This window comes from Streptomyces bauhiniae (genome assembly GCF_004784475.1).
GTDB lineage: Bacteria > Actinomycetota > Actinomycetes > Streptomycetales > Streptomycetaceae > Streptomyces > Streptomyces seoulensis.
In genome coordinates this window covers 25,036-46,482 of record NZ_SRRT01000006.1, presented here as the reverse complement: position 1 = coordinate 46,482, position 21,447 = coordinate 25,036, and the positions used below count along the sequence as shown (strand labels likewise).

The following is a 21,447-nucleotide window of genomic DNA, read 5'->3' as shown; positions in this document are numbered from 1 at the left end:
ACCCGGCGCGCGGTCACCGCTCTGACCTGCGGAAACGCAGAATCAACCAAAGTGATCGCGAGTCCGGGTTCGGCGGGGGCCACATATCCCTGATTCGGCCCAGCGGTCGGCCTCGCCTACACTCGGGAACGTGCCACGTGGTGACGGTCGACTCAATCACGATCTGCTTCCCGGCGAAAAAGGCCCCCAGGACGCTTGCGGCGTCTTCGGTGTCTGGGCGCCGGGTGAAGAGGTCGCAAAGCTCACGTACTTCGGGCTCTACGCCCTCCAGCACCGGGGTCAGGAATCCGCGGGAATCGCGGTCAGCAATGGCTCCCAGATCCTCGTCTTCAAGGACATGGGCCTGGTCTCCCAGGTCTTCGACGAAACCTCGCTCGGTTCGCTCCAGGGTCATATCGCGGTCGGTCACGCCCGCTACTCGACCACCGGAGCCTCCGTGTGGGAGAACGCCCAGCCGACGTTCCGCGCCACCGCGCACGGTTCGATCGCGCTCGGCCACAACGGCAACCTGGTCAACACCGCGCAGCTCGCGGAGATGGTCGCCGACCTGCCCAAGGACACCAACGGCCGCTCCACCCGGGTCGCGGCCACCAACGACACCGACCTGCTGACGGCACTGCTCGCCGCGCAGGTCGACGAGGACGGCAAGCCGCTGACCATCGAGGAGGGCGCCCACGCGGTGCTCCCCAAGGTCAAGGGCGCCTTCAGCCTCGTCTTCATGGACGAGCACACCCTCTACGCCGCCCGTGACCCGCAGGGCATCCGCCCGCTGGTCCTCGGCCGCCTGGAGCGCGGCTGGGTGGTCGCCTCCGAGTCCGCCGCGCTCGACATCTGCGGCGCGTCCTACGTCCGGGAGATCGAGCCGGGCGAGTTCATCGCCATCGACGAGAACGGTCTGCGCACCTCCCGGTTCGCGGAAGCGAAGCCCAAGGGCTGTGTCTTCGAGTACGTGTACCTGGCCCGCCCGGACACCGACATCGCCGGCCGGAACGTGTATCTGTCCCGCGTCGAGATGGGCCGCCGGCTGGCCAAGGAGGCGCCCGCCGAGGCCGACCTGGTCATAGCGACGCCGGAGTCCGGCACCCCGGCCGCGATCGGGTACGCCGAGGCGTCCGGCATCCCCTTCGGCAACGGCCTGGTGAAGAACGCCTACGTCGGCCGGACCTTCATCCAGCCCTCGCAGACGATCCGCCAGCTCGGCATCCGGCTGAAGCTGAACCCGCTCAAGGAAGTCATCAAGGGCAAGCGCCTGGTCGTCGTGGACGACTCCATCGTGCGCGGCAACACCCAGCGGGCCCTGGTCCGCATGCTGCGCGAGGCGGGCGCCGCCGAGGTCCACATCCGGATCTCCTCGCCCCCGGTGAAGTGGCCCTGCTTCTTCGGCATCGACTTCGCCACCCGCGCCGAGCTGATCGCCAACGGCATGACGATCGAGGAGATCGGCACCAGCCTGGGCGCCGACTCGCTCGCGTACATCTCCATCGACGGCATGATCGAGGCCACCACCATCGCCAAGCCGGACCTGTGCCGCGCCTGCTTCGACGGTGAGTACCCGATGGACCTGCCCGATCCCGAGCTGCTCGGCAAGCAGTTGCTGGAGACCGAGCTGGCGGCCGGGCCCGCCACCACCGCCGCGGCCGACGCCATCCGGCGTCCCTGAGCCGCGCCGTCCTTGCCGTACGACAGGAAAGTTCTCTCAACTCATGTCCTCTGAGACCACGGGTGCCAGCTACGCGAGCGCGGGCGTCGACATCGAGGCGGGCGACCGCGCCGTCGAGCTGATGAAGGAGTGGGTGAGGAAGACCCGCCGCCCCGAGGTCCTCGGCGGCATCGGCGGCTTCGCCGGTCTCTTCGACGCCTCGGCTCTCAAGCGCTACGAGCGCCCGCTGCTGGCCTCCGCCACGGACGGGGTCGGCACCAAGGTCGACATCGCGCGCCGCCTCGGCGTGTACGACACCATCGGGCACGACCTGGTCGCCATGGTCATGGACGACATCGTGGTGTGCGGCGCCGAGCCGCTGTTCATGACCGACTACATCTGTGTCGGCAAGGTCCACCCCGAGCGGGTCGCCGCGATCGTCAAGGGCATCGCGGAGGGCTGTGTGCTCGCCGGGTGCGCCCTGGTGGGCGGCGAGACCGCCGAGCACCCCGGACTGCTCGGCCCGGACGACTTCGACGTGGCCGGCGCCGGCACCGGTGTGGTGGAGGCCGACCGGCTGCTGGGCCCCGACCGCATCCGCTCCGGTGACGTGGTGATCGCCATGGCGTCCTCCGGGCTTCACTCCAACGGGTACTCCCTGGTCCGCCACGTCCTGCTGGAGCGGGCCGGGCTGGCGCTGGAGAGCGAGGTCGCGGAGCTGGGCCGGACGCTCGGCGAGGAGCTGCTGGAGCCTACGAAGATCTACTCGCTGGACTGCCTGGCGCTGACCCGCACCACCGAGGTGCACGCCTTCTCGCACATCACCGGCGGCGGCCTCGCGGCCAACCTGGCGCGGGTGATCCCGGACGGGCTGTACGCCACCGTGGACCGCTCCACCTGGACGCCGGGCCCGGTCTTCGACCTGGTCGGCCGCAGCGGTGACGTGGCCCGGCTGGAGCTGGAGAAGACGCTGAACATGGGCGTCGGCATGATGGCCGTCGTCCCGGCGGAGTCCGCCGAGGCGGCGCTGACCACGCTGGCCGACCGGGGTGTCGAAGCCTGGGTGGCCGGCACGATCACCGAGCGCGGCGAGCAGGAGAGCGCGGCCGGGCTCGTCGGCGACTACGCGGTCTAGGCGGAGCGGGCGGCCTGAGCGGCTTGAGCGGTCTCTCGGGGCCGCGGCCGCCGGCCGGTTCCCGGACAGCACAGAAGCCGGTCGGTGGCAGTGCCACCGACCGGTCTTCCGCTGTTCATGCTCAGTGCAAGGTCAAGCGCCGCGACGGTGCTGTGAGGGACCGTCGTCCTCGTCCTCGTCGTCGTCCTCATAGAGGTCGGCGTAACGGGAGTAGAGGTCTTCCTCGTCGTCCTCATCGTCCTCGAACGGCTCGCTGTTCGGCGGCTGGTTCGAAGTTGATGCGCCCAGTTCACTGGCCAGACGCGACAGATCAGTCCCACCGCTGTTGTACTTCAGCTGGCGGGCGACCTTCGTCTGCTTGGCCTTGGCCCGGCCGCGCCCCATGGCTCGACCCCCTCGGTGACGGGGCTCAACGGCCCCAGAGTCTGACACGCGTTCATGATCCGAAACGGACTCCCCGCAGAGAGGCCGGTCCGTAGGGCTTCCACGGTACCTGAGCCCGCGCCCATACGGTACGTCGCCCGCAGCACGCGCGTGTGCACAGGACCCACGAGGAGCCCTGTCCTCGCTGGTCAATGCCGATTTTAACCACTTATCGGGGTACGACCCGCCGACGGAAGTGACAGTTCTCTCCAAGTTGCCCCCGGCGGGTACCGCCGGGGGCAACGGGTGTTCACCCGGATGCGGATGACACAAGATCGCCGGGTTCGCGTTCCCCCGGCGTGTCGGTCAGCGCGCGGCGCGCGCGTCGGCCATCCGCTGCTCGGCGATCCGGTCGGCCGCGGCGGCCGGCGGAACCCCGTCCGCCTTCGCACGTGCGAAGATCGCCAGCGTGGTGTCGAAGATCTTCGCGGCCTTCGCCCGGCACCGCTCGAAGTCGAAGCCGTGCAGCTCGTCGGCGACCTGGATGACCCCGCCCGCGTTCACCACGTAGTCCGGCGCGTAGAGGATGCCCCGGTCCTGGAGGTCTTTCTCCACACCGGGATGCGCGAGCTGGTTGTTGGCCGCGCCGCACACCACGGACGCGGTCAGCACTGGCACCGTGTGGTCGTCCAGCGCCCCGCCGAGCGCGCAGGGGGCGTAGATGTCGAGCCCCTCGAGCCGGATCAGCGCCTCGGTGTCCGCGACCCGGCGCACGGCGGGGTGGGCCGCGACGATCGCGTCCACGGCCTCGGCGCGCACGTCAGTCACCACGACCCGGGCGCCCTCCGCGAGCAGATGCCCGACCAGATGCCGCCCGACCTTGCCCACGCCCGCGATACCGACCACCCGGTCCCGCAGCGAGGGGTCGCCCCACAGGTGCTGGGCGGAGGCGCGCATGCCCTGGTAGACGCCGAACGCGGTGAGCACCGAGGAGTCGCCGGCGCCGCCCTGCTCGGGGGAGCGGCCGGTGGTCCAGCGGCACTCGCGGGCCACCACGTCCATGTCGGCGACATAGGTGCCGACGTCGCACGCGGTGACGTAGCGGCCGCCGAGCGAGGCGACCATGCGGCCGTAGGCGAGCAGCAGCTCCTCCGTGCGGTCCCGCGCGGGGTCACCGATGATCACGGCCTTGCCGCCTCCGTGGTCGAGCCCGGCCATGGCGTTCTTGTACGACATCCCGCGTGCGAGCTGGAGCGCGTCGGCCACGGCCGCCGCCTCGTTCGGGTACGGGTGGAAGCGGGTGCCGCCGAGCGCGGGGCCCAGGGCGGTGGAGTGGATGGCGATGACGGCCTTCAGGCCGGTGGCGCGGTCCTGGCAGAGCACGACCTGCTCATGGCCGCCCTGGTCCGAGTGGAACAGGGTGTGCAGGACATCTGCGGTGACGCCGGTTACCTCGGTCACTGTGGTGACTCCTGTGGAAGAAGCGGCGGGCGGGGCCGAAGCCCCTGGGGGTTCCCCCACACTTTTGGTGGCGGGGGAGGCGGCGGGGTGCTGCCACGCGGCGGTTGGGCCGCACGGCTGAGGGTAGAGCCTGCGCCCGGCCCGCGACCGGCCTCCGGGGAGGATCACCCGCAGGTGCGACGGCCCGGCGCCGGCGTGGCACGATTTGCAGTGGTTTCGAGGTGACCCCGACGGGGAGAGGGAGCAGGCGTGGCCAAGGTGTCCTCGGTGGTCGTCCCCTACGCCGCCTACCTGCGCGTGTACGAGCCGCTGGCCGCCTTCCCGGAGCCGGAGCGCGATCACTGGGCCCGCTACGCCCGCCGCGCCGACCGCCCCACCTACCAGGACGAGCTGCGCCGCTCGCTGGCCGACCTGCTGCCCACCCCGCCCGTCGCGGTGCCGGTGCACGAGAGCGCCGACGCGTTCGTGCTGGAGCGGGACGGCGTGGTCTGCGTCTGCCCCTGGCGCACCCGGCTGCGCGGCTGGCAGGCGCTGGCGAGCCTCGGCGAGGAGCTGCCCACCCCGGTGCTGGACGCGGTGCTGCCGCCCCTGGTGCGCGACCAGGCGGCCCAGGACTACGAGCGCTGGCTGGAGCGCAATCCCGAGGCCCGCCCCTGGATTCGCGGGGCGACCTGGCAGATCCCGCTGAACTGGTTCGTGGTGGTCGCCGACGAGGAGCGCCGCTTCGAGCCGCGCGACGGCGAGACCCCGGCCCTGCTGCGCTACCGCACCCCGATGGTGCAGGCCCGGCGCCGGGTCGCGCGGGCGCTGCGCACGCTGAGGGACACCGTGCAGGAGAGCCCGCTGATCGACGGCGTGCTGGACGTGGGCCGCTGGCTGGAGGAGTTCCACCCGCGCTCGGTGGTGGAGCTGGACTACGGCGGCCTGGTGCACGCGGTGCCGGGCGGGACGCTGGAGGACGACCACTCGGCGGCGGACGTGGCCGCCGGCATCGACGCGCTGCGCCGGGGCGACGAGAGCGCCGCGACCCGCGCCTACACCCGTCTCGCCACCCGCTGGCGGTCGATCCGGGACCTGCGCTCGGCGAACTGAGCCCGCCCGGAGTGACGCACGTCACGGTCGAAATAGGCTCGAACAGCGTACGGTCTACGGAACTTGGACCGTTTGACGGGGCGTTGGCCTCGAACCGGGCTTTTGCCTCATTGGGTGATGGACGGCACTTACACGGCCCTTGCGTCTCTTGCCACTCCTCGTGCCAAAATAGGACAAGGAGTCCGGGGAGGACTCTGTCTGCCCATCTGTGCTCCACTATGGGCGGATTCTCCGCATTGCTAGCTTTGGGGGGTCTTGTGACTCCCGAGCGCCATGTGACTGATCGTCACGTCGGCGTGACTGTCCGCTATGGCATGGTCCATCGGCTTCCGTCGTGGATGAACACCTGGGAGGGCAATTCCATCGGTTTGGCCGACGCGGCTGGACAGATGGTGTAGTTGTAGTGCCGAGGACAAGCCGTTCGTCCTATAACCGACTCGACTCGCGTCCGCCATTTCGGGCAACGCGGGTCAAGGTGCAGAATTTAGAGGAAAGAACCGAGAAGGTTCGGTTCTCCCGAGGAGGCCGCTCATGACCGCTCGCACCCCTGATGCCGAGCCGCTGCTGACCCCGGCTGAGGTCGCCACCATGTTCCGTGTCGACCCCAAGACGGTCACGCGGTGGGCGAAGGCCGGCAAGCTCACGTCGATCCGCACGCTCGGCGGGCATCGGCGCTACCGCGAGGCGGAGGTCCGCGCCCTGCTCGCGGGCATCCCGCAGCAGCGCAGCGAGGCATAACAACTGAACAACCGGGCAAAACGACCGGCCCCCCAACCGGCCGAGGCGCCCGAACACTGGCTACACAACGACGCGGGCCTGCCCCAACAGGCCCCACGCCCACGCCGGACGAACTCCGGACGCACGTGGCACCGAGAGCGTCATAGGTCGCGCTGGACTCCGCCGGGTCCAGCGCGATCTTTTTTGTGCGCTCACGGGCGCCCCAGGGCCCCTGCGTGAGCGGCCTTGTCGGAGTCTGGGGAGCGCTGTGGGAAGGCCCCCGTACCTGCTCCGGAAGCGCCGTGGGGCGCCCTCGGGGAGAGTGCAATTGCACATATTAAATTGACCTGTTGTAGGGCAGCAGTAAAAACCTGGGTTTCAAAAACTCATGCCGTGACTCCCGTCACACGCCGAGATGCTTGTTGTCCCGTGCACGGGTGCGCTATTGGCGCCCTCCCGTCCCATCGTCCCCTGGGGGAACGGGTGTTGGGGCGTCCCCCAGGTGTCCAGGTGGGTGCGCACCTGCGCGTGTCCCGGAACGGCGGAAGGGCCCCCGGAAATCCGGGGGCCCTTCTCGTTACTGCGGTCCTGACGGGATTTGAACCCGCGGCCTCCACCTTGACAGGGTGGCGAGCACTCCAAACTGCTCCACAGGACCATCTGGTGCGGCGCTTCACTTCTGCGTTGCGCTGCGAGAAGGACTGTACAGGAGTCCGGGGGCCCGGGTCGAACTCACCCGGTGCGACCGCGCGATTACGGTACGGCCGCGTCGATCGCCTTCACGATCCGCTTGTCGGAGATGGCGTACGCGGTGCCCAGGGCGTGGGCGAAGTAGCTGACCCGCAGCTCCTCCAGCATCCAGCGGATGTCCAGCACCTGCCGGGGCACCGGCCGGCCCTGGGGGAGCTGCTCCAGCAGCCAGGCGTACTCGTCCCGCATCTCGTGGACCTTCTGCATCCGGGTGGTGTCCCGCTGCACGTTGCCCGGCATCTGCTGCAGACGCCGGTCGGCGGCCACCAGGTAGCGCATCAGGTCCGGCAGCCGCGCGATCCCCGCCCAGGTCACGAAGCCGGGCTTCACCAGCGCGTCCAACTGCTGCCGTACGTCGGTGAGGTTGGCCAGCAGCGCGGGGCTGGAGACGGCCTTCAGGCGCCGTTCGCACGCCTGCCAGGCGGCCAGCACCTGCTGCACCTGGCCCACCGCACGCACGGTGGTGTCCACGATGTCGGCCCGCACCTTGTCGTAGAGCTTCCGGTACGACTCCTCGTCCCACACCGGGCCGCCGAAGTCCGCGATCAGCTTGTCGGCCGCCGCCATGGCACAGTCGTCGAACAGCGCCTGCACCGAGCCGTGCGGATTGGCGGACAGCGCGAGCTTCTGCGCGTTGGTCAGCTTGTCCGACGCGAACTTCGCCGGATTCACCGGGATGTTGCGCAGGATCAGCCGGCGCACGCCCTTCCACATCGCCTCGGCCTGCTCCTCCTCGGTGTCGAAGAGGCGGACCGAGACGGTGTCGCCGTCGTCCACCAGCGCCGGGTACGCCTTCACCGGCTGGCCGGCCCGACGGGTCTCGAAGACCCGGCTGAGCGTGCCGATCGACCAGTCGGTCAGGCCCGAGCGCTCCAGCGAGGGTCCGCCCTGCCGGGACGCGGTGGCGGCGGCCGCCTGCGAGATCGCCTGGCGGGCCTTGGGGCGCAGCTTGAGCTTGAGCGCCTCCAGGTCCTTGTCCTCGGCCAGCTTGCGGCGCCGCTCGTCCACGATCCGGAAAGTGACCTTCAGATGGTCCGGCACCTTCGCCCAGTCGAAGTCCTCGGCGTCGAAGGGCACGCCCACCATGCGCTTCAGCTCGCGCGCCATGGTCGTCGCCAGCGGCTCCTGGAGCGGGACCGCCCGCTCCAGGAACTTTTTCGCGTAGTTCGGCGCCGGGACGTAGTTGCGGCGGATCGGCTTGGGCAGCGAGCGGATCAGCTCGGTGACCACGTCCTCGCGCAGACCCGGGATCTGCCAGTCGAAGCCCTCGTCGGTGACCTGGTTGAGCACCTGGAGCGGGATGTGCACGGTCACACCGTCCGCGTCCGCGCCCGGCTCGAACTGGTAGGTCACCCGGAACTTCAGTTCGCCCTGGCGCCAACTGTCGGGATAGTCGGCCTTGGTGACCGCCTCCGCCGACTCCCGGATGAGCATCGCCCGCTCGAAGTCCAGGAATTCGGGCTGCTCGTGCCGCTTCCGCTTCCACCAGGAGTCGAAGTGGGCGCCGGAGACGACGTGTTCGGGCACCCGCTGGTCGTAGAAGTCGAACAGCGTCTCGTCGTCCACGACGATGTCCCGGCGCCGCGCCCGGTGCTCCAGCTCCTCGACCTCGCTGAGCAGCTTGCGGTTGTCGGCGAAGAACTTGTGGTGGGTGCGCCAGTCGCCCTCGACCAGGGCATTGCGGATGAACAGCTCGCGGGAGATCTCCGGGTCGATCCGCCCGTAGTTCACCTTGCGCTGGGCGACGATCGGCACGCCGTACAGCGTCACCTTCTCGTACGCCATCACGGCCGCCTGGTCCTTCTCCCAGTGCGGTTCGCTGTACGTGCGCTTCAGCAGGTGGCCGGCGAGCGGCTCGACCCACTCCGGCTCGATCTTGGCGTTGACGCGGGCCCAGAGCCGGGAGGTCTCCACCAGCTCGGCGGACATCAGGAACTTGGGCTGCTTCTTGAACAGCGAGGAGCCGGGGAACACCGCGAACTTGGCGTTGCGGGCGCCCAGGTACTCGTTCTTGTTGCCGTCCTTCACGTCCTTCATCCCGACGTGGGACAGCAGGCCCGCCAGCAGCGAGACATGGACGCGGTCGGCGGGGGCGTCGTCCTCGTTGAGATGGATGTCCATCTGCTTGGCGACCGTGCGGAGCTGGAGGTAGATGTCCTGCCACTCCCGCACGCGCAGGAAGTTCAGGTACTCCTGCTTGCACATCCGGCGGAACGAGGAGGAGCCGCGCTCCTTCTGCTGCTCGCGCAGATACCGCCACAGGTTGAGGTAGGCCAGGAAGTCGCTGGTCTCGTCGCGGAAGCGGGCGTGCTGCTGGTCGGCCTGGGTCTGCTTGTCGGCCGGGCGCTCGCGCGGGTCCTGGATCGACAGGGCGGCGGCGATGACCATGACCTCGCGGACACAGCCGTTCTTCGCGGCCTCCAGCACCATCCGCGCCAGGCGCGGGTCGACCGGCAACTGGGCCAGCTTGCGGCCGGTGTCGGTGATCCGCTTGCGCGGGTCCTTCTGCGCCGGATCGAAGGCGTGCAGCTCCTGGAGCAACTGGACGCCGTCGCGGATGTTGCGGTGGTCCGGCGGGTCGATGAAGGGGAACTTCTCGATGTCACCGAGGCCGGCCGCGGTCATCTGCAGGATGACGGAGGCGAGGTTGGTGCGCAGGATCTCGGCGTCGGTGAACTCCGGCCGCGCGAGGAAGTCGTCCTCGGAGTACAGCCGGACGCAGATGCCGTCGGAGGTACGGCCGCAGCGGCCCTTGCGCTGGTTGGCGCTGGCCTGCGACACCGGCTCGATGGGCAGCCGCTGGACCTTGGTGCGGTGGCTGTAGCGGCTGATCCGGGCGAAGCCGGGGTCGATCACGTACTTGATGCCGGGCACGGTCAGCGAGGTCTCGGCGACGTTGGTCGCCAGCACGATCCGGCGCCCGGTGTGCTGCTGGAAGACCCGGTGCTGCTCGGCGTGCGAGAGCCGCGCGTACAGCGGCAGCACCTCGGTCGAGCGGTACTTCTTCTTCTCCAGCGCGTCCGCGGTGTCCCGGATCTCCCGCTCGCCGGAGAGGAAGACGAGGATGTCACCGGGGCCCTCGGCCATCAGTTCCTCGACGGCGTCGGTGATCGCGGTGATCTGGTCCCGGTCGGCGTCGGAGGAGTCCTCCTCCAGCAGCGGCCGGTAGCGCACCTCCACGGGATACGTCCGCCCGCTGACCTCGATGATCGGGGCGTCCCCGAAGTGCCGGGAGAACCGCTCCGGGTCGATGGTCGCCGAGGTGATGACGACCTTCAGGTCCGGCCGCTTCGGCAGCAACTGGGCGAGATAGCCCAGCAGGAAGTCGATGTTGAGGGACCGCTCGTGGGCCTCGTCGATGATGATCGTGTCGTAGGCGCGCAGCTCGCGGTCGTTCTGGATCTCCGCGAGCAGGATGCCGTCGGTCATCAGCTTGATGAAGGTGGCGTCCGGGTTCACCTGGTCGGTGAAGCGGACCTTCCAGCCGACGGTCTCGCCGAGCGGGGTGTGCAGCTCGTCGGCGACGCGCTCCGCGACCGTGCGGGCGGCGATCCGGCGGGGCTGGGTGTGCCCGATCATCCCGCGCAGGCCCCGGCCCAGCTCCACGCAGATCTTGGGGATCTGCGTGGTCTTCCCGGAGCCGGTCTCGCCGGCCACGATGACGACCTGATGATCGCGGATGGCGGCCGCGATCTCGTCCTTCTTCTGGCTGACCGGAAGCTGCTCGGGATAGCTGACCGAGGGCACACGGGAGCGCCGTTCGGCCATCCGGGAGGCGGCCTTGTCGACCTCGCCCTCCAGCTCGGCCAGCACGGCGGCACGCGCCTCCGGCTTACGGATCTTGCGTGCGCCTTCGAGCCTGCGCCCGAGTCGGTGCGCGTCACGCAGCGACAGCTCGGTCAGACGGGAGGCGAGAGACCCCAAGGCGGGGGCGGGATGCGTAGACATACGCGATCCAGGATCTCACCTCGGGGAAATCCCGCGCGAATGAATTGACGCGGGGGGCCGCCGTGCAGGTGGCCGGGGGTCAGCAGGAGTTCTGGCCGAGCCGGAAGCCCGACTTGTAGCCGTTCTTGAATCCCTGCTGATAGTCGCGCTTCGGGTCCTTCAGCGACATGCCCTTGCCGTCGTGATGACCGCCGTCGTGGTGATGGCAGTGACGGCCGTCGCGGTACCCGGACTTGAACCCGTCCCGGAAGCCGCGCTGGTAGTCGCCTTGCGAGGTGGGCGCCTTGGCCGTCGTACTGACGTGAGACGGAGCGGGCGCCGCCGAGGCTGTCTGCTGGAAGCCGATCGGAGCGAGGACGACACCGGCGGCCATGAAGACCGAACACAGGGCAGCCGTCCGTTTTCTGTTCGTGGCGGGCATGGAACGCCCCCTTGGGTGATTTCCCCACGAATGGATGCTTTTTCAGCCTAGTCCTGCCCCATCCACCTGCAACCGCGCTCGCAGGGGCCCGGAAACGCAAGAACCCCCTCCAGAGACTGGAGGGGGTTCGGCCCGGATCGGGCGGTTGTGGCTGGGGCCGGGGTCGAACCGGCGACCTATCGCTTTTCAGGCGATCGCTCGTACCAACTGAGCTACCCAGCCACGAGGTTTCACGTGAAACCTCAGCGGTCCTGACGGGATTTGAACCCGCGGCCTCCACCTTGACAGGGTGGCGAGCACTCCAAACTGCTCCACAGGACCAGGCGCTGTACGACAGTGTCGCACAAGGTTGCGGGCCTTCCCAACGCGTTTCCCACCGGGGTGAGGTGCGCATCTGCTGGGCTGACGTCGCTGGAGAAGCGTATCAGAGCAGGGGCGGTGCTCCGTACCGCGCTTTTCGGGGGCGGGCAGGGCCCGGACGTGCGGAAACACGAAGGCCCGCCCTGGATCAGGGCGGGCCTTCATGACAAGTCCGCTGTGGTGCCCCCAACGGGATTCGAACCCGTGCTACCGCCTTGAAAGGGCGGCGTCCTAGGCCGCTAGACGATGAGGGCTATCGGCCCGCCTGGGCGCCGCATCGCGGCGCGTCGGGGACGTGTGCAGCATAGGGGATCGCGAGCGGTATGGGCAAAACCCTTCGCCGTGGTGAGGGCGCCGGGCCGGGGAGTCAGCGCTGCACCAGATGCCGGCTGACCTCGGCCGTGGTCCGCCCGAGCCCGCCCAGCTTGATCGCGTCCCATGCCTGGAGCCGGCGGGTGTCCCGGTCCAGATAGAGCACCGACGCCTCGATCGGCGCCGGGTACTGGCCCTCCACCGCGCGCAGTCCGCTGCCCCCGGTCGAGCCCTCGCGGCGCAGCCGGGTGCCCAGCGGGAGGACCTTGGTGCCCTGGGTGTGCAGATGCCCGCAGAGCACCAGCGGCACCGTGCCGTCGGTCTCGGCGGCGGCCACCGGTTCGTGCGCCACCGCGATGTCCACCGGGGTGCCCTTGGCCTTCTGGTCCCGCAGCGCCGAGGCGAGCCGGGCGCCCGCGAGCCGCTCCGCCGCGTCCCCACCGGTCGCCTGGGAGCGGTCGGGGGTGAACTGGGGGTCGCCGGTGCCCGCGAAGCGCACCCCGGCGATCGTCTCGGCCTCGCCCTCGTCCAGCACGTGCGCGTTCTTGATGCCCTCCAGATAGCGCTGGGTGGCCCGCGAGTCGTGGTTGCCCCGGACCCAGACGTACGGCACGCCCAGGTCCTTCACCGGGTCGAGGAAGCCGTTCTCCGCCGAGGTGCCGTGGTCCATGGTGTCGCCGGAGTCGACGATCACGTCCACCTTGTACTGGTCCACCAGCGAGCCGATGATCTTCCACGCGGCCGGGTTGAGGTGGATGTCGGAGACGTGCAGCACCCGGATCGTGGACGGGTCGGGCTGGTAGGCGGGGAGCGTGGAGGCGACGTCGTACAGCTTGGTCACGTTGGTCACCAGGCGGGCCAGTTCCTGCTGGTAGACGTCGAAGTCGCTGACGATGCTGCGGGCGTTGCCCACCACGGAGGGCGCCGAGGAGAGCAGGCCGGAGAACTTCGGCTCCAGCACCGACTTCGGATTCCAGGTGGCCCATGCCGACACCCCGGAGGCCGCGAGCAGCGCGAGCGCGAGACCGCCGGCCGCGAGCGCGGGGCGCGGGCGGCGGTAGACGACGAGGCCGAGCGCGGTCGCGCCGGTGACGACGGCCACGCAGGAGCGCAGCGCGAGATCGAGCGTGCCGCGCTCGACGTCACGGGCCACCTCGTCCTGGAGCCCGGACAGCCGCTCGGGGTGGTCGACCAGCGCCTGAGCACGGCCAGGGTCGAGCTGGTCCACGTCGACGTCCAGCCGGACCGGCGCGACATGGCTGTCCAGGGTCAGCGCGCCGAGCGGGGAGACGTTGACCTTGGTGCCGCCGCTGAGCGAGGGCCGCAGGGCCATGGTGGTGTCCATCGGGCCGACCGTGGTCCGGACGTTGCCGACGATCAGCAGGCCCAGCCAGGCCCCGAAGAGCACGACACCCATCAGGCCGAACGCCCGCAGCCACCGGCGGCCGCCCGTCCGGCGCCGTAGCCGCCACCACTTCCGGTCGGGGGACGGGTCCGAGACGCAAGCGGCGGGGACTTTGGGCATTGGTGCCGTATGCCCGTACGAACGCCCGGACATGCGGGGTGGTCAGCCCCAGCCCAGTTCGTGCAGCCGGGCGTCCTCGATGCCGAAGTGGTGGGCGACCTCGTGGACCACGGTGACGGCCACCTCGTGGACGACCTCCTCGGCGGTTTCGCAGTACCGCAGGGTGGGGCCCATGTAGATGCTGATGCGGTCCGGGAGGACCCCGGCGTACCACTCGCCGCGCTCGGTGAGCGGGGTGCCCTCGTACAGGCCGAGCAGTTCGGGGTCGTCGGCGGAGGGTTCGTCCTCCACGAAGACGGCCACGTTGTCCATGACCCGCGTCAGTTCCGGCGGGATCTGGTCCAGGGCCTCGCTCACCAGCTCTTCGAACCTGTCGCGTGTCATCTCCAGCACAGGGCCATTGTCGGCCAAGCGCGCCCGGCGCGGGGGGTGTACGCGCGGTCCGCCGTGCTTCGGCCGGCCGACGCGGTGGCGTGTCCTTGCGCGGGCGGCGGGAGTTGGGCAGGGCGTTCTGGATTCCCCGCTGTCGGAGGTGGCCGTCGTGCGCCGCTTGTACGTACCCGTCCGTCTGGTCGTCGCGGTGCTGGCCGCGGCCGCCGCCTCCGGCTGTGTGCACGTCGGTGACGACGCGGGCCCCCGCCGCACCCCGCACTCCGCCGCCCAGCGGGAGGGCGCGGACTCCGGGGGCGGGCCGGTGTCCGGTGGGGGCGGGGTCGAGGCGGACGACGAGGGCGAGGGGGACGGCAAGCACGGGCACGGCGGCAAGAAGAAGAAGCACGGGGAGTCGGCCTCCGCCTCGGCGGACGAACGGGAGCCCGGCGAGAAGGGTTCGGCGGCGCCGTCCAAGCCGGGGCAGACGGTGCGGCCCGGTGAGCCGGTGCCGACGGGGGAGCCGACGCCGCCCCCGGTGACCTCCGCGCCGCCGGAGCCGCCCGCGTCGACCCCGCCGCCGCCGGACACCGAGCCGCCGTCGGCCGAGCCGTCGTCCTCGGCCCACGAGGACCCCGCTCCGCAGTGAGCCGGAGGGGGTCGAAGTAGGGGGTTGACAAGCCGGTTTGCCTTCAGGGGTGGGGGGTGCGTATGGTGGTAGATCGTTTGATCCCATTTGCCCGGCGCCATCGCAGAGCGCGCCGTGTGGCGCGTACTCTCCTTTGCCGTGACGGACCGCATTGAGGCGGTTGTGTTGTGCGAATCACGGAGTTGACGGGCGCGTGCCGAGAGACTCCGGAAGGTTTCGCATTCGCATGTCCGTTTCCAGTACTGACCAGTTCGTCGCGCCCGAGGACGGGGAGACCCCCGTCGACGGGATGAACGAGGTCACCGCTGTCGTCGAGGCCGACGACACCACCGACACCACCCCCGAGCTGACCTTCGCCGACCTCGGTCTCCCCGAGGGCATCGTGCGCAAGCTCGCCCAGAACGGTGTCACCACCCCCTTCCCGATCCAGGCCGCGACCATCCCGGACGCCCTGGCCGGCAAGGACATCCTCGGCCGTGGCCGCACCGGCTCCGGCAAGACCCTCTCCTTCGGTCTGCCCACCCTGGCCACGCTGGCCGGCGGCCGCACCGAGAAGAAGCGTCCGCGCGCCGTCATCCTGACGCCGACCCGCGAGCTGGCGATGCAGGTCGCCGACGCCCTCCAGCCCTACGGCGACGTGCTCGGTCTGAAGATGAAGGTCGTCTGCGGCGGCACCTCGATGGGCAACCAGATCTACGCCCTCGAGCGCGGCGTCGACGTCCTCGTCGCCACTCCGGGCCGCCTGCGCGACATCATCAACCGCGGCGCCTGCTCGCTGGAGGACGTGCAGATCGCGGTCCTCGACGAGGCCGACCAGATGTCCGACCTGGGCTTCCTGCCCGAGGTCACCGAGCTGCTCGACCAGGTCCCGGCCGGCGGCCAGCGCATGCTGTTCTCGGCCACGATGGAGAACGAGATCTCCACGCTGGTCAAGCGCTACCTGAACGACCCGGTCACGCACGAGGTCGACAGCGCCCAGGGCAATGTCACGACGATGTCGCACCACATCCTCATCGTGAAGCCCAAGGACAAGGCGCCGGTCACCGCCGCGATCGCCTCCCGCAAGGGCCGCACGATCATCTTCGTGCGCACCCAGCTCGGTGCCGACCGCATCGCCGAGCAGCTCCGCGAGTCCGGTGTGAAGGCCGACGCGCTGCACGGCGGCATGACCCAGGGCGCCCGTACCCGGACGCTGGCCGACTTCAAGGACGGCTACGTCAACGCGCTCGTCGCCACCGACGTCGCCGCGCGCGGCATCCACGTCGACGGCATCGACCTGGTCCTCAACGTCGACCCGGCGGGCGACCACAAGGACTACCTGCACCGCTCCGGCCGTACCGCCCGCGCGGGCCGCTCCGGCACGGTCGTCTCGCTGTCCCTGCCGCACCAGCGCCGCCAGATCTTCCGGCTGATGGAGGACGCGGGCGTCGACGCCGCGCGCCACATCATCCAGGGGGCCGGCGCCTTCGAGCCCGAGGTCGCCGAGATCACCGGCGCCCGGTCCATGACCGAGGTGCAGGCCGAGTCCGCGGGCAACGCCGCGCAGCAGGCCGAGCGCGAGGTCGCCGGTCTGGTCAAGGAGCTGGAGCGGGCCCAGCGCCGCGCCGGTGAGCTGCGCGAGGAGGCCGACCGCCTGGTGGCGCGGGTCGCCCGCGAGCGCGGCGAGGACCCGGAGGCCGCCGTGGCCGAGGCGCAGGCGACCGCCGAGCAGGCCGTGGCCGACGCGACCGCCGAGGCGGAGCGTCCGGCCGCCCGTGAGCCCGAGCGCGACGAGCGCCCGGCGGGCCGCCGTTCCTTCGGCGACCGTGGCGAGCGCCGTGACGACCGTGGTGGCCGTGGCTTCGAGCGTCGTGACGACCGTGGTGGCCGTTCCTTCGAGCGCCGTGACGACCGTGGCGGCTTCCGCCGCGACGACCGCGGTGGCGAGCGCCGTTCCTTCAACCAGGACCGGGGCGAGCGGGGTTTCGAGCGCCGCGATGACCGCGGTGGCCGTGGCTTCGAGCGTCGTGACGACCGTGGCGGCCGTTCCTTCGAGCGTCGTGACGACCGGGGCGGCGAGCGCCGTGACGAGCGTCGTCCGTTCAACCAGGACCGGGGCGACCGGGGTTTCGAGCGCCGTGACGACCGCGGTGGCCGTTCCTTCGAGCGCCGTGACGACCGTGGCGGCTTCCGCCGCGACGACCGTGGCGGTCACCGGGGCAGCGACCGTCCGTTCAACCGTGAGCGCCGCGACGACCGTCCGGGCTTCCGCTCCGGCGGCCACGAGCGCCCCTACGGCCGCCGTGACGAGCACCGCGGCACCGGCGGCTCCTCCTCCTTCGGCCGTCGTGACGACAAGCCCCGCTGGAAGCGCAACGGCTGACCCTCAGTGAGCTGACGAAGGGCCCGTACGGATCTCCGTACGGGCCCTTCGGGTTTCCCGGTGGTGTCGCGGTGGTTTCCGGCCATCGAGTGGCGCATGTCACGTCTGCGCCCAGGGAATTGCTGGGGGCATGACAGACGACACGAAAGTCAGCGGGGAGTCCGGCGGGGGCCTGTCCGACGAGGAACGGCTCGCCCAGCTCGGCTACACCCAGGTCCTGGCCCGCCGGATGTCGGCGTTCTCCAACTACGCCGTCTCCTTCACGATCATCTCGGTGCTGTCCGGCTGCCTCACGCTGTATCTGTTCGGCATGGTGACCGGCGGCCCCGCCGTGATCACCTGGGGCTGGGTGGCCGTCGGCCTGATGACGCTGTTCGTCGGCCTGTCGATGGCCGAGATCTGTTCCGCCTACCCGACCTCGGCCGGCCTGTACTTCTGGGCGCACCGGCTCGCGCCCCCGCGCTCGGCGGCGGCCTGGGCGTGGTTCACCGGGTGGTTCAACGTGCTCGGCCAGGTGGCGGTGACGGCGGGCATCGACTTCGGCGCGGCGTCCTTCCTCGGGGCCTGGCTGAACCTCCAGTTCGGCTTCCGGGTGTCGCCCGGCCGTACGGTCCTGCTCTTCGCGGCGATCCTGCTGCTGCACGGCCTGCTGAACACCTTCGGGGTGCGGATCGTCGCCCTGCTGAACAGCGTGAGCGTGTGGTGGCACGTGGGCGGTGTCGTGGTCATCGTCGGCGCGCTCGCCTTCCTGCCCGACCACCACCAGTCGGCGTCCTTCGTCTTCACCCACTTCGTCAACGAGACGGGCTGGGGCAGCGGCTTCTACGTCGTCCTGCTCGGTCTCCTCATGGCGCAGTACACCTTCACCGGCTACGACGCCTCCGCCCACATGACCGAGGAGACCCACGACGCGGCGACCGCCGGCCCGAAGGGCATCGTCCGCTCCATCTGGACCTCCTGGATCGCGGGCTTCGTCCTGCTGCTCGGCTTCACCTTCGCCATCCAGTCCTACGACGGCGCGCTGCAGTCGCCCACGGGAGCGCCCCCGGCGCAGATCCTCCTGGACGCGCTCGGCGCCACCACCGGCAAGCTGCTCCTGCTGGTGGTGATCGGCGCCCAGCTCTTCTGCGGGATGGCCTCGGTGACGGCCAACAGCCGCATGATCTACGCCTTCTCGCGGGACGGCGCGCTGCCCTTCTCCCGCGTCTGGCACACGGTCAGCCCGCGCACCCGGACCCCGGTCGCGGCGGTCTGGCTGGCCGCCCTGGGCGCGCTCGTGCTCGGCCTGCCGTACCTCATCAACTCCACGGCGTACGCGGCCGTGACGTCCATCGCGGTGATCGGGCTCTACATCGCCTACGTCATCCCGACGCTGCTGCGGGTCCGCAAGGGCGCGGAGTTCCAGCGGGGGCCGTGGCACCTGGGCCGCTGGTCGCTGCCGATCGGCGTGGTCTCGGTCGCCTGGGTCGTCCTGATCACGGTGCTCTTCATGCTCCCCCAGGTCTCGCCGGTCACCTGGGAGACCTTCAACTACGCCCCGGTCGCCGTCCTCGTCGTCCTCGGCTTCGCCGCCACCTGGTGGCTCGCCTCCGCCCGCCACTGGTTCCTCCGCGACTGACCGACGCGGCCGTGTCCCCGATACCCGATCGGAGACACGGCCACCGCCAGCTATGCTCGGACAGGCAACACCGCCCCGGGCCCTTAGCTCAATTGGCAGAGCAGTGGACTTTTAATCCATTGGTTGTGGGTTCGAGTCCCACAGGGCCTACGCGAACGCCCCCGGCTCGACGATCCGTTGAGCCGGGGGCGCGTCCGTTTTGTCCGGTACCGGGCTGGGGGTCGCCCGTCCGGCGCCCCGGTTGGGGAGGGCCGCCCGGTGCGCAGCAATAGCTGTTCCGGCGGACTGAGTTTTCAATGGGACGCGCCGACAGATTATTTACCGCAATAGCAGAGGTGGGATTCTTCACCCGGCGTCGGCCGCTGTGGCGTGCTACTGTCGATCTCAGTTGCAGTTGTGGTTCCCGAAGTTGTATTTCCGGTCTTTTCCGGGTGGGGTAATCATCGCGGCGACACGCGGTTCGTACAGTGCGTACCGCGATGCACTGCCCCGAAGGAGAATTGACATGGCTACTGGCACCGTGAAGTGGTTCAACGCGGAAAAGGGCTTCGGCTTCATCGAGCAGGACGGCGGCGGCGCCGACGTCTTCGCCCACTACTCCAACATCGCCGCCCAGGGCTTCCGTGAGCTGCTCGAAGGCCAGAAGGTGTCCTTCGACATCGCCCAGGGCCAGAAGGGCCCGACGGCCGAGAACATCGTCGTCGCCTGACGCTCACGCGTACTTCGTAGCCGGGGCCCGCATCCTTCGGGGTGCGGGTCCCGGCTACTCGCATTTTCCGCAGCGTTTGTCCGCTGCGCTCCACCGGCTCATTCTTGCAATTACCCGTGCGGCGCAATGCTGCGGGAATTCCTTGAGATGTGCCGCATCAAGGAAGGTTCCGTATGAACCGCACACGCACGAACGACCGCTTTACCCGTACCGGTAATGGCGGCCCGCGCCGCCGTACCCCCGCGGTCCAGGGGGAGTTCGCGCTTCCCAGGACGACGACTCCCGCGCTTCCCGCCGTGGCGGAATTCGCCGATCTCGACATGCCGGCGGAACTGCTGGCCGCGCTCGGCGCGCAGGGCGTGACCGTGCCGTTCCCGATCCAGGCCGCGACCCTGCCGAACTCCCTCGCGGGCCGGGACGTGTTGGGCCGGGGCCGCACCGGCTCCGGCAAGACCCTCGCCTTCGGGCTCGCGCTGCTGGCCCGTACGGCCGGGCGGCGGGCCGAGGCCCGGCAGCCGCTGGGGCTGGTCCTCGTACCCACGCGTGAGCTGGCGCAGCAGGTCACCGACGCGCTCGCGCCGTACGCCCGCGCGGTGCGGCTGCGGCTGGCCACGGTCGTGGGCGGCATGTCGATCGGGCGGCAGGCGAGCGCGCTGCGCGGGGGCGCCGAGGTCGTCGTCGCCACTCCGGGACGCCTCAAGGACCTCATCGACCGGGGCGAATGCCGGCTGGACCAGGTCTCGGTGACCGTCCTCGACGAGGCCGACCAGATGGCCGACATGGGGTTCATGCCCCAGGTCACGGCCCTGCTCGACCAGGTATGCCCGGAGGGCCAGCGCATGCTGTTCTCCGCGACCCTGGACCGCAACGTCGACCTGCTGGTGCGCCGCTACCTCAGTGACCCCGTGGTGCACTCCGTCGACCCCTCGGCCGGCGCGGTCACGACGATGGAGCACCACGTGCTGCACGTCCACGGCGCCGACAAGCACGCGGCCACCACCCAGATCGCCGCCCGCGACGGCCGGGTGATCATGTTTCTCGACACCAAGCACGCCGTCGACCGCCTCACCGAGCACCTGCTGAACAGCGGGGTACGGGCCGCGGCCCTGCACGGCGGGAAGTCGCAGCCGCAGCGCACCCGGACGCTGGCGCAGTTCAAGACGGGCCACGTCAACGTGCTGGTGGCGACCAATGTCGCGGCGCGCGGCATCCACGTCGACAACCTCGACCTCGTCGTCAACGTCGATCCGCCGACCGACCACAAGGACTACCTGCACCGCGGTGGCAGGACCGCCCGTGCGGGCGAGTCCGGCAGTGTCGTCACCCTGGTGACCCCGAGCCAGCGCCGGGGCATGACCCGCCTCATGGCGGCGGCCGGCATCGTCCCGCACACCACCCCGGTCCGCGTCGGCGAGCAGGCCCTGCACCGCATCACCGGTGCTCAGGCGCCCTCCGGCATCCCGGTCGTCATCACCGCGCCGGTGGCCGAGCGCCCCAAGAAGCGCAGGGCCCCCGCCCGCGGCCGGCGCCGCCCGGTCCCGGCGGCCCGCCGCGCACCCGGACGGCAGTCGACCGACGGTACGGCGGCATAGGACCCTGGTGGTGCACCACGTCCCCGAGGTCCGCCCCGTCTTCCCTTCTCCCTGTGAGGCATCATGCGCTGTGTCATCGCACGTTTCCCGTTCGAGCTGACCAAGAACGGCGTGCTGGAATCGATGAAGGGCGTCAAGCCCGAGCCGGTCACCGCCGAGTCGGTGATCATCGGCCGCCGCCACTACCCGGCCAAGCAGGTCGGCGAGGTCGTCACCCGTCAGGACCGCCGCGATTTCAGCGCCGGTGAGGTGCTGCGGGCCATGACCCGGCTCGGCTTCACCTGCCGTACGGCTCCCGAGGCCGTCCCCGCGCCCGCCGGGGAGACCCCGCTGGAGCGGGCGTCCGCGATGCTCGGCACCTCCCTGACCGGCTGACCACGCGGTACAGAGCACAGAGGGCCCGACCGGCACACGCCGGTCGGGCC

General features: G+C 70.2%; 16 protein-coding genes and 5 tRNA genes. 11 read left to right on the top strand and 10 right to left on the bottom strand.

The annotated features are described in order from the left end of the window. Positions 1 to 130 precede the first annotated feature (130 nt). Complete coding sequence (gene purF / locus E5083_RS19950) at positions 131 to 1,660, top strand: amidophosphoribosyltransferase (RefSeq protein WP_135787091.1); 1,530 nt, start codon at positions 131 to 133, stop codon at positions 1,658 to 1,660. A gap of 43 nt (positions 1,661 to 1,703) precedes the next feature. Beyond that, a complete protein-coding gene (purM, locus tag E5083_RS19945; protein WP_135787090.1) occupies positions 1,704 to 2,774 on the top strand; it encodes a phosphoribosylformylglycinamidine cyclo-ligase in 1,071 nt (356 codons plus the stop codon). 132 nt (positions 2,775 to 2,906) lie between these two features. On the opposite strand, the gene E5083_RS19940 is transcribed toward purM, so the two are convergent. Then, entirely contained in the window at positions 2,907 to 3,158 is a 252-nt protein-coding gene (locus tag E5083_RS19940) for a DUF3073 domain-containing protein (protein ID WP_030816885.1), read from the bottom strand. 345 nt (positions 3,159 to 3,503) lie between these two features. Beyond that, entirely contained in the window at positions 3,504 to 4,598 is a 1,095-nt protein-coding gene (locus tag E5083_RS19935) for a Leu/Phe/Val dehydrogenase (protein ID WP_135787089.1), read from the bottom strand. Between the two features lie 249 nt (positions 4,599 to 4,847). Between E5083_RS19935 and E5083_RS19930 the strand changes: the two genes are divergently transcribed. Next, positions 4,848 to 5,690, top strand: coding sequence for a DUF8083 family protein (locus tag E5083_RS19930; RefSeq protein ID WP_135787088.1), 843 nt, complete (start codon positions 4,848 to 4,850; stop codon positions 5,688 to 5,690). Between the two features lie 531 nt (positions 5,691 to 6,221). Then, positions 6,222 to 6,428, top strand: a complete 207-nt coding sequence (bldC, locus tag E5083_RS19925; RefSeq protein WP_003949541.1) for a developmental transcriptional regulator BldC — start codon at positions 6,222 to 6,224, stop codon at positions 6,426 to 6,428. Between the two features lie 562 nt (positions 6,429 to 6,990). Here bldC and E5083_RS19920 read toward each other — a convergent pair. The 8 genes from E5083_RS19920 to E5083_RS19885 form a co-directional block, all read right to left on the bottom strand. Beyond that, positions 6,991 to 7,065, bottom strand: a tRNA-Asp gene (locus E5083_RS19920). A 95-nt stretch (positions 7,066 to 7,160) separates the two neighbouring features. Then, complete coding sequence (hrpA, locus tag E5083_RS19915) at positions 7,161 to 11,105, bottom strand: ATP-dependent RNA helicase HrpA (protein WP_135787087.1); 3,945 nt, start codon at positions 11,103 to 11,105, stop codon at positions 7,161 to 7,163. A 79-nt stretch (positions 11,106 to 11,184) separates the two neighbouring features. Further along, complete coding sequence (locus E5083_RS19910) at positions 11,185 to 11,526, bottom strand: hypothetical protein (protein WP_135787086.1); 342 nt, start codon at positions 11,524 to 11,526, stop codon at positions 11,185 to 11,187. 148 nt (positions 11,527 to 11,674) lie between these two features. After that, positions 11,675 to 11,748, bottom strand: a tRNA-Phe gene (locus tag E5083_RS19905). A 24-nt stretch (positions 11,749 to 11,772) separates the two neighbouring features. Continuing rightward, positions 11,773 to 11,847, bottom strand: a tRNA-Asp gene (locus E5083_RS19900). Positions 11,848 to 12,064: 217 nt separating this feature from the next. After that, positions 12,065 to 12,140, bottom strand: a tRNA-Glu gene (locus tag E5083_RS19895). Positions 12,141 to 12,253: 113 nt separating this feature from the next. Further along, positions 12,254 to 13,723: a metallophosphoesterase family protein gene (locus tag E5083_RS19890; protein ID WP_135787085.1), complete on the bottom strand. Its 1,470-nt coding sequence runs from the start codon at positions 13,721 to 13,723 to the stop codon at positions 12,254 to 12,256. 42 nt (positions 13,724 to 13,765) lie between these two features. Beyond that, entirely contained in the window at positions 13,766 to 14,116 is a 351-nt protein-coding gene (locus E5083_RS19885; RefSeq protein ID WP_135787084.1) for a metallopeptidase family protein, read from the bottom strand. Between the two features lie 148 nt (positions 14,117 to 14,264). Here E5083_RS19885 and E5083_RS19880 point away from each other — a divergent pair, with 148 nt between their 5' ends. The 7 genes from E5083_RS19880 (at position 14,265) to E5083_RS19850 (ending at position 21,397) form a co-directional block, all read left to right on the top strand. After that, positions 14,265 to 14,741, top strand: a complete 477-nt coding sequence (locus E5083_RS19880; protein WP_244317585.1) for a hypothetical protein — start codon at positions 14,265 to 14,267, stop codon at positions 14,739 to 14,741. Positions 14,742 to 14,967: 226 nt separating this feature from the next. Further along, the gene (locus tag E5083_RS19875) at positions 14,968 to 17,103 is read left to right on the top strand and encodes a DEAD/DEAH box helicase (protein ID WP_167513587.1); all 2,136 of its coding nucleotides are present in this window, start codon (positions 14,968 to 14,970) and stop codon (positions 17,101 to 17,103) included. Positions 17,104 to 17,233: 130 nt separating this feature from the next. Next, positions 17,234 to 18,721 (top strand): amino acid permease, encoded by a 1,488-nt coding sequence (locus E5083_RS19870; RefSeq protein ID WP_135787082.1) that lies wholly within the window; start codon positions 17,234 to 17,236, stop codon positions 18,719 to 18,721. Positions 18,722 to 18,798: 77 nt separating this feature from the next. Continuing rightward, positions 18,799 to 18,871, top strand: a tRNA-Lys gene (locus tag E5083_RS19865). A gap of 355 nt (positions 18,872 to 19,226) precedes the next feature. Then, positions 19,227 to 19,430 carry a cold-shock protein gene (locus tag E5083_RS19860; RefSeq protein WP_019329653.1) on the top strand — a complete coding sequence of 68 codons (204 nt, stop codon included), beginning with the start codon at positions 19,227 to 19,229 and terminating at the stop codon, positions 19,428 to 19,430. Positions 19,431 to 19,603: 173 nt separating this feature from the next. Further along, positions 19,604 to 21,022, top strand: a complete 1,419-nt coding sequence (locus E5083_RS19855) for a DEAD/DEAH box helicase (RefSeq protein ID WP_135787081.1) — start codon at positions 19,604 to 19,606, stop codon at positions 21,020 to 21,022. Between the two features lie 63 nt (positions 21,023 to 21,085). Next, positions 21,086 to 21,397, top strand: a complete 312-nt coding sequence (locus E5083_RS19850; RefSeq protein WP_135787080.1) for an SCO5918 family protein — start codon at positions 21,086 to 21,088, stop codon at positions 21,395 to 21,397. Positions 21,398 to 21,447 lie beyond the last annotated feature (50 nt).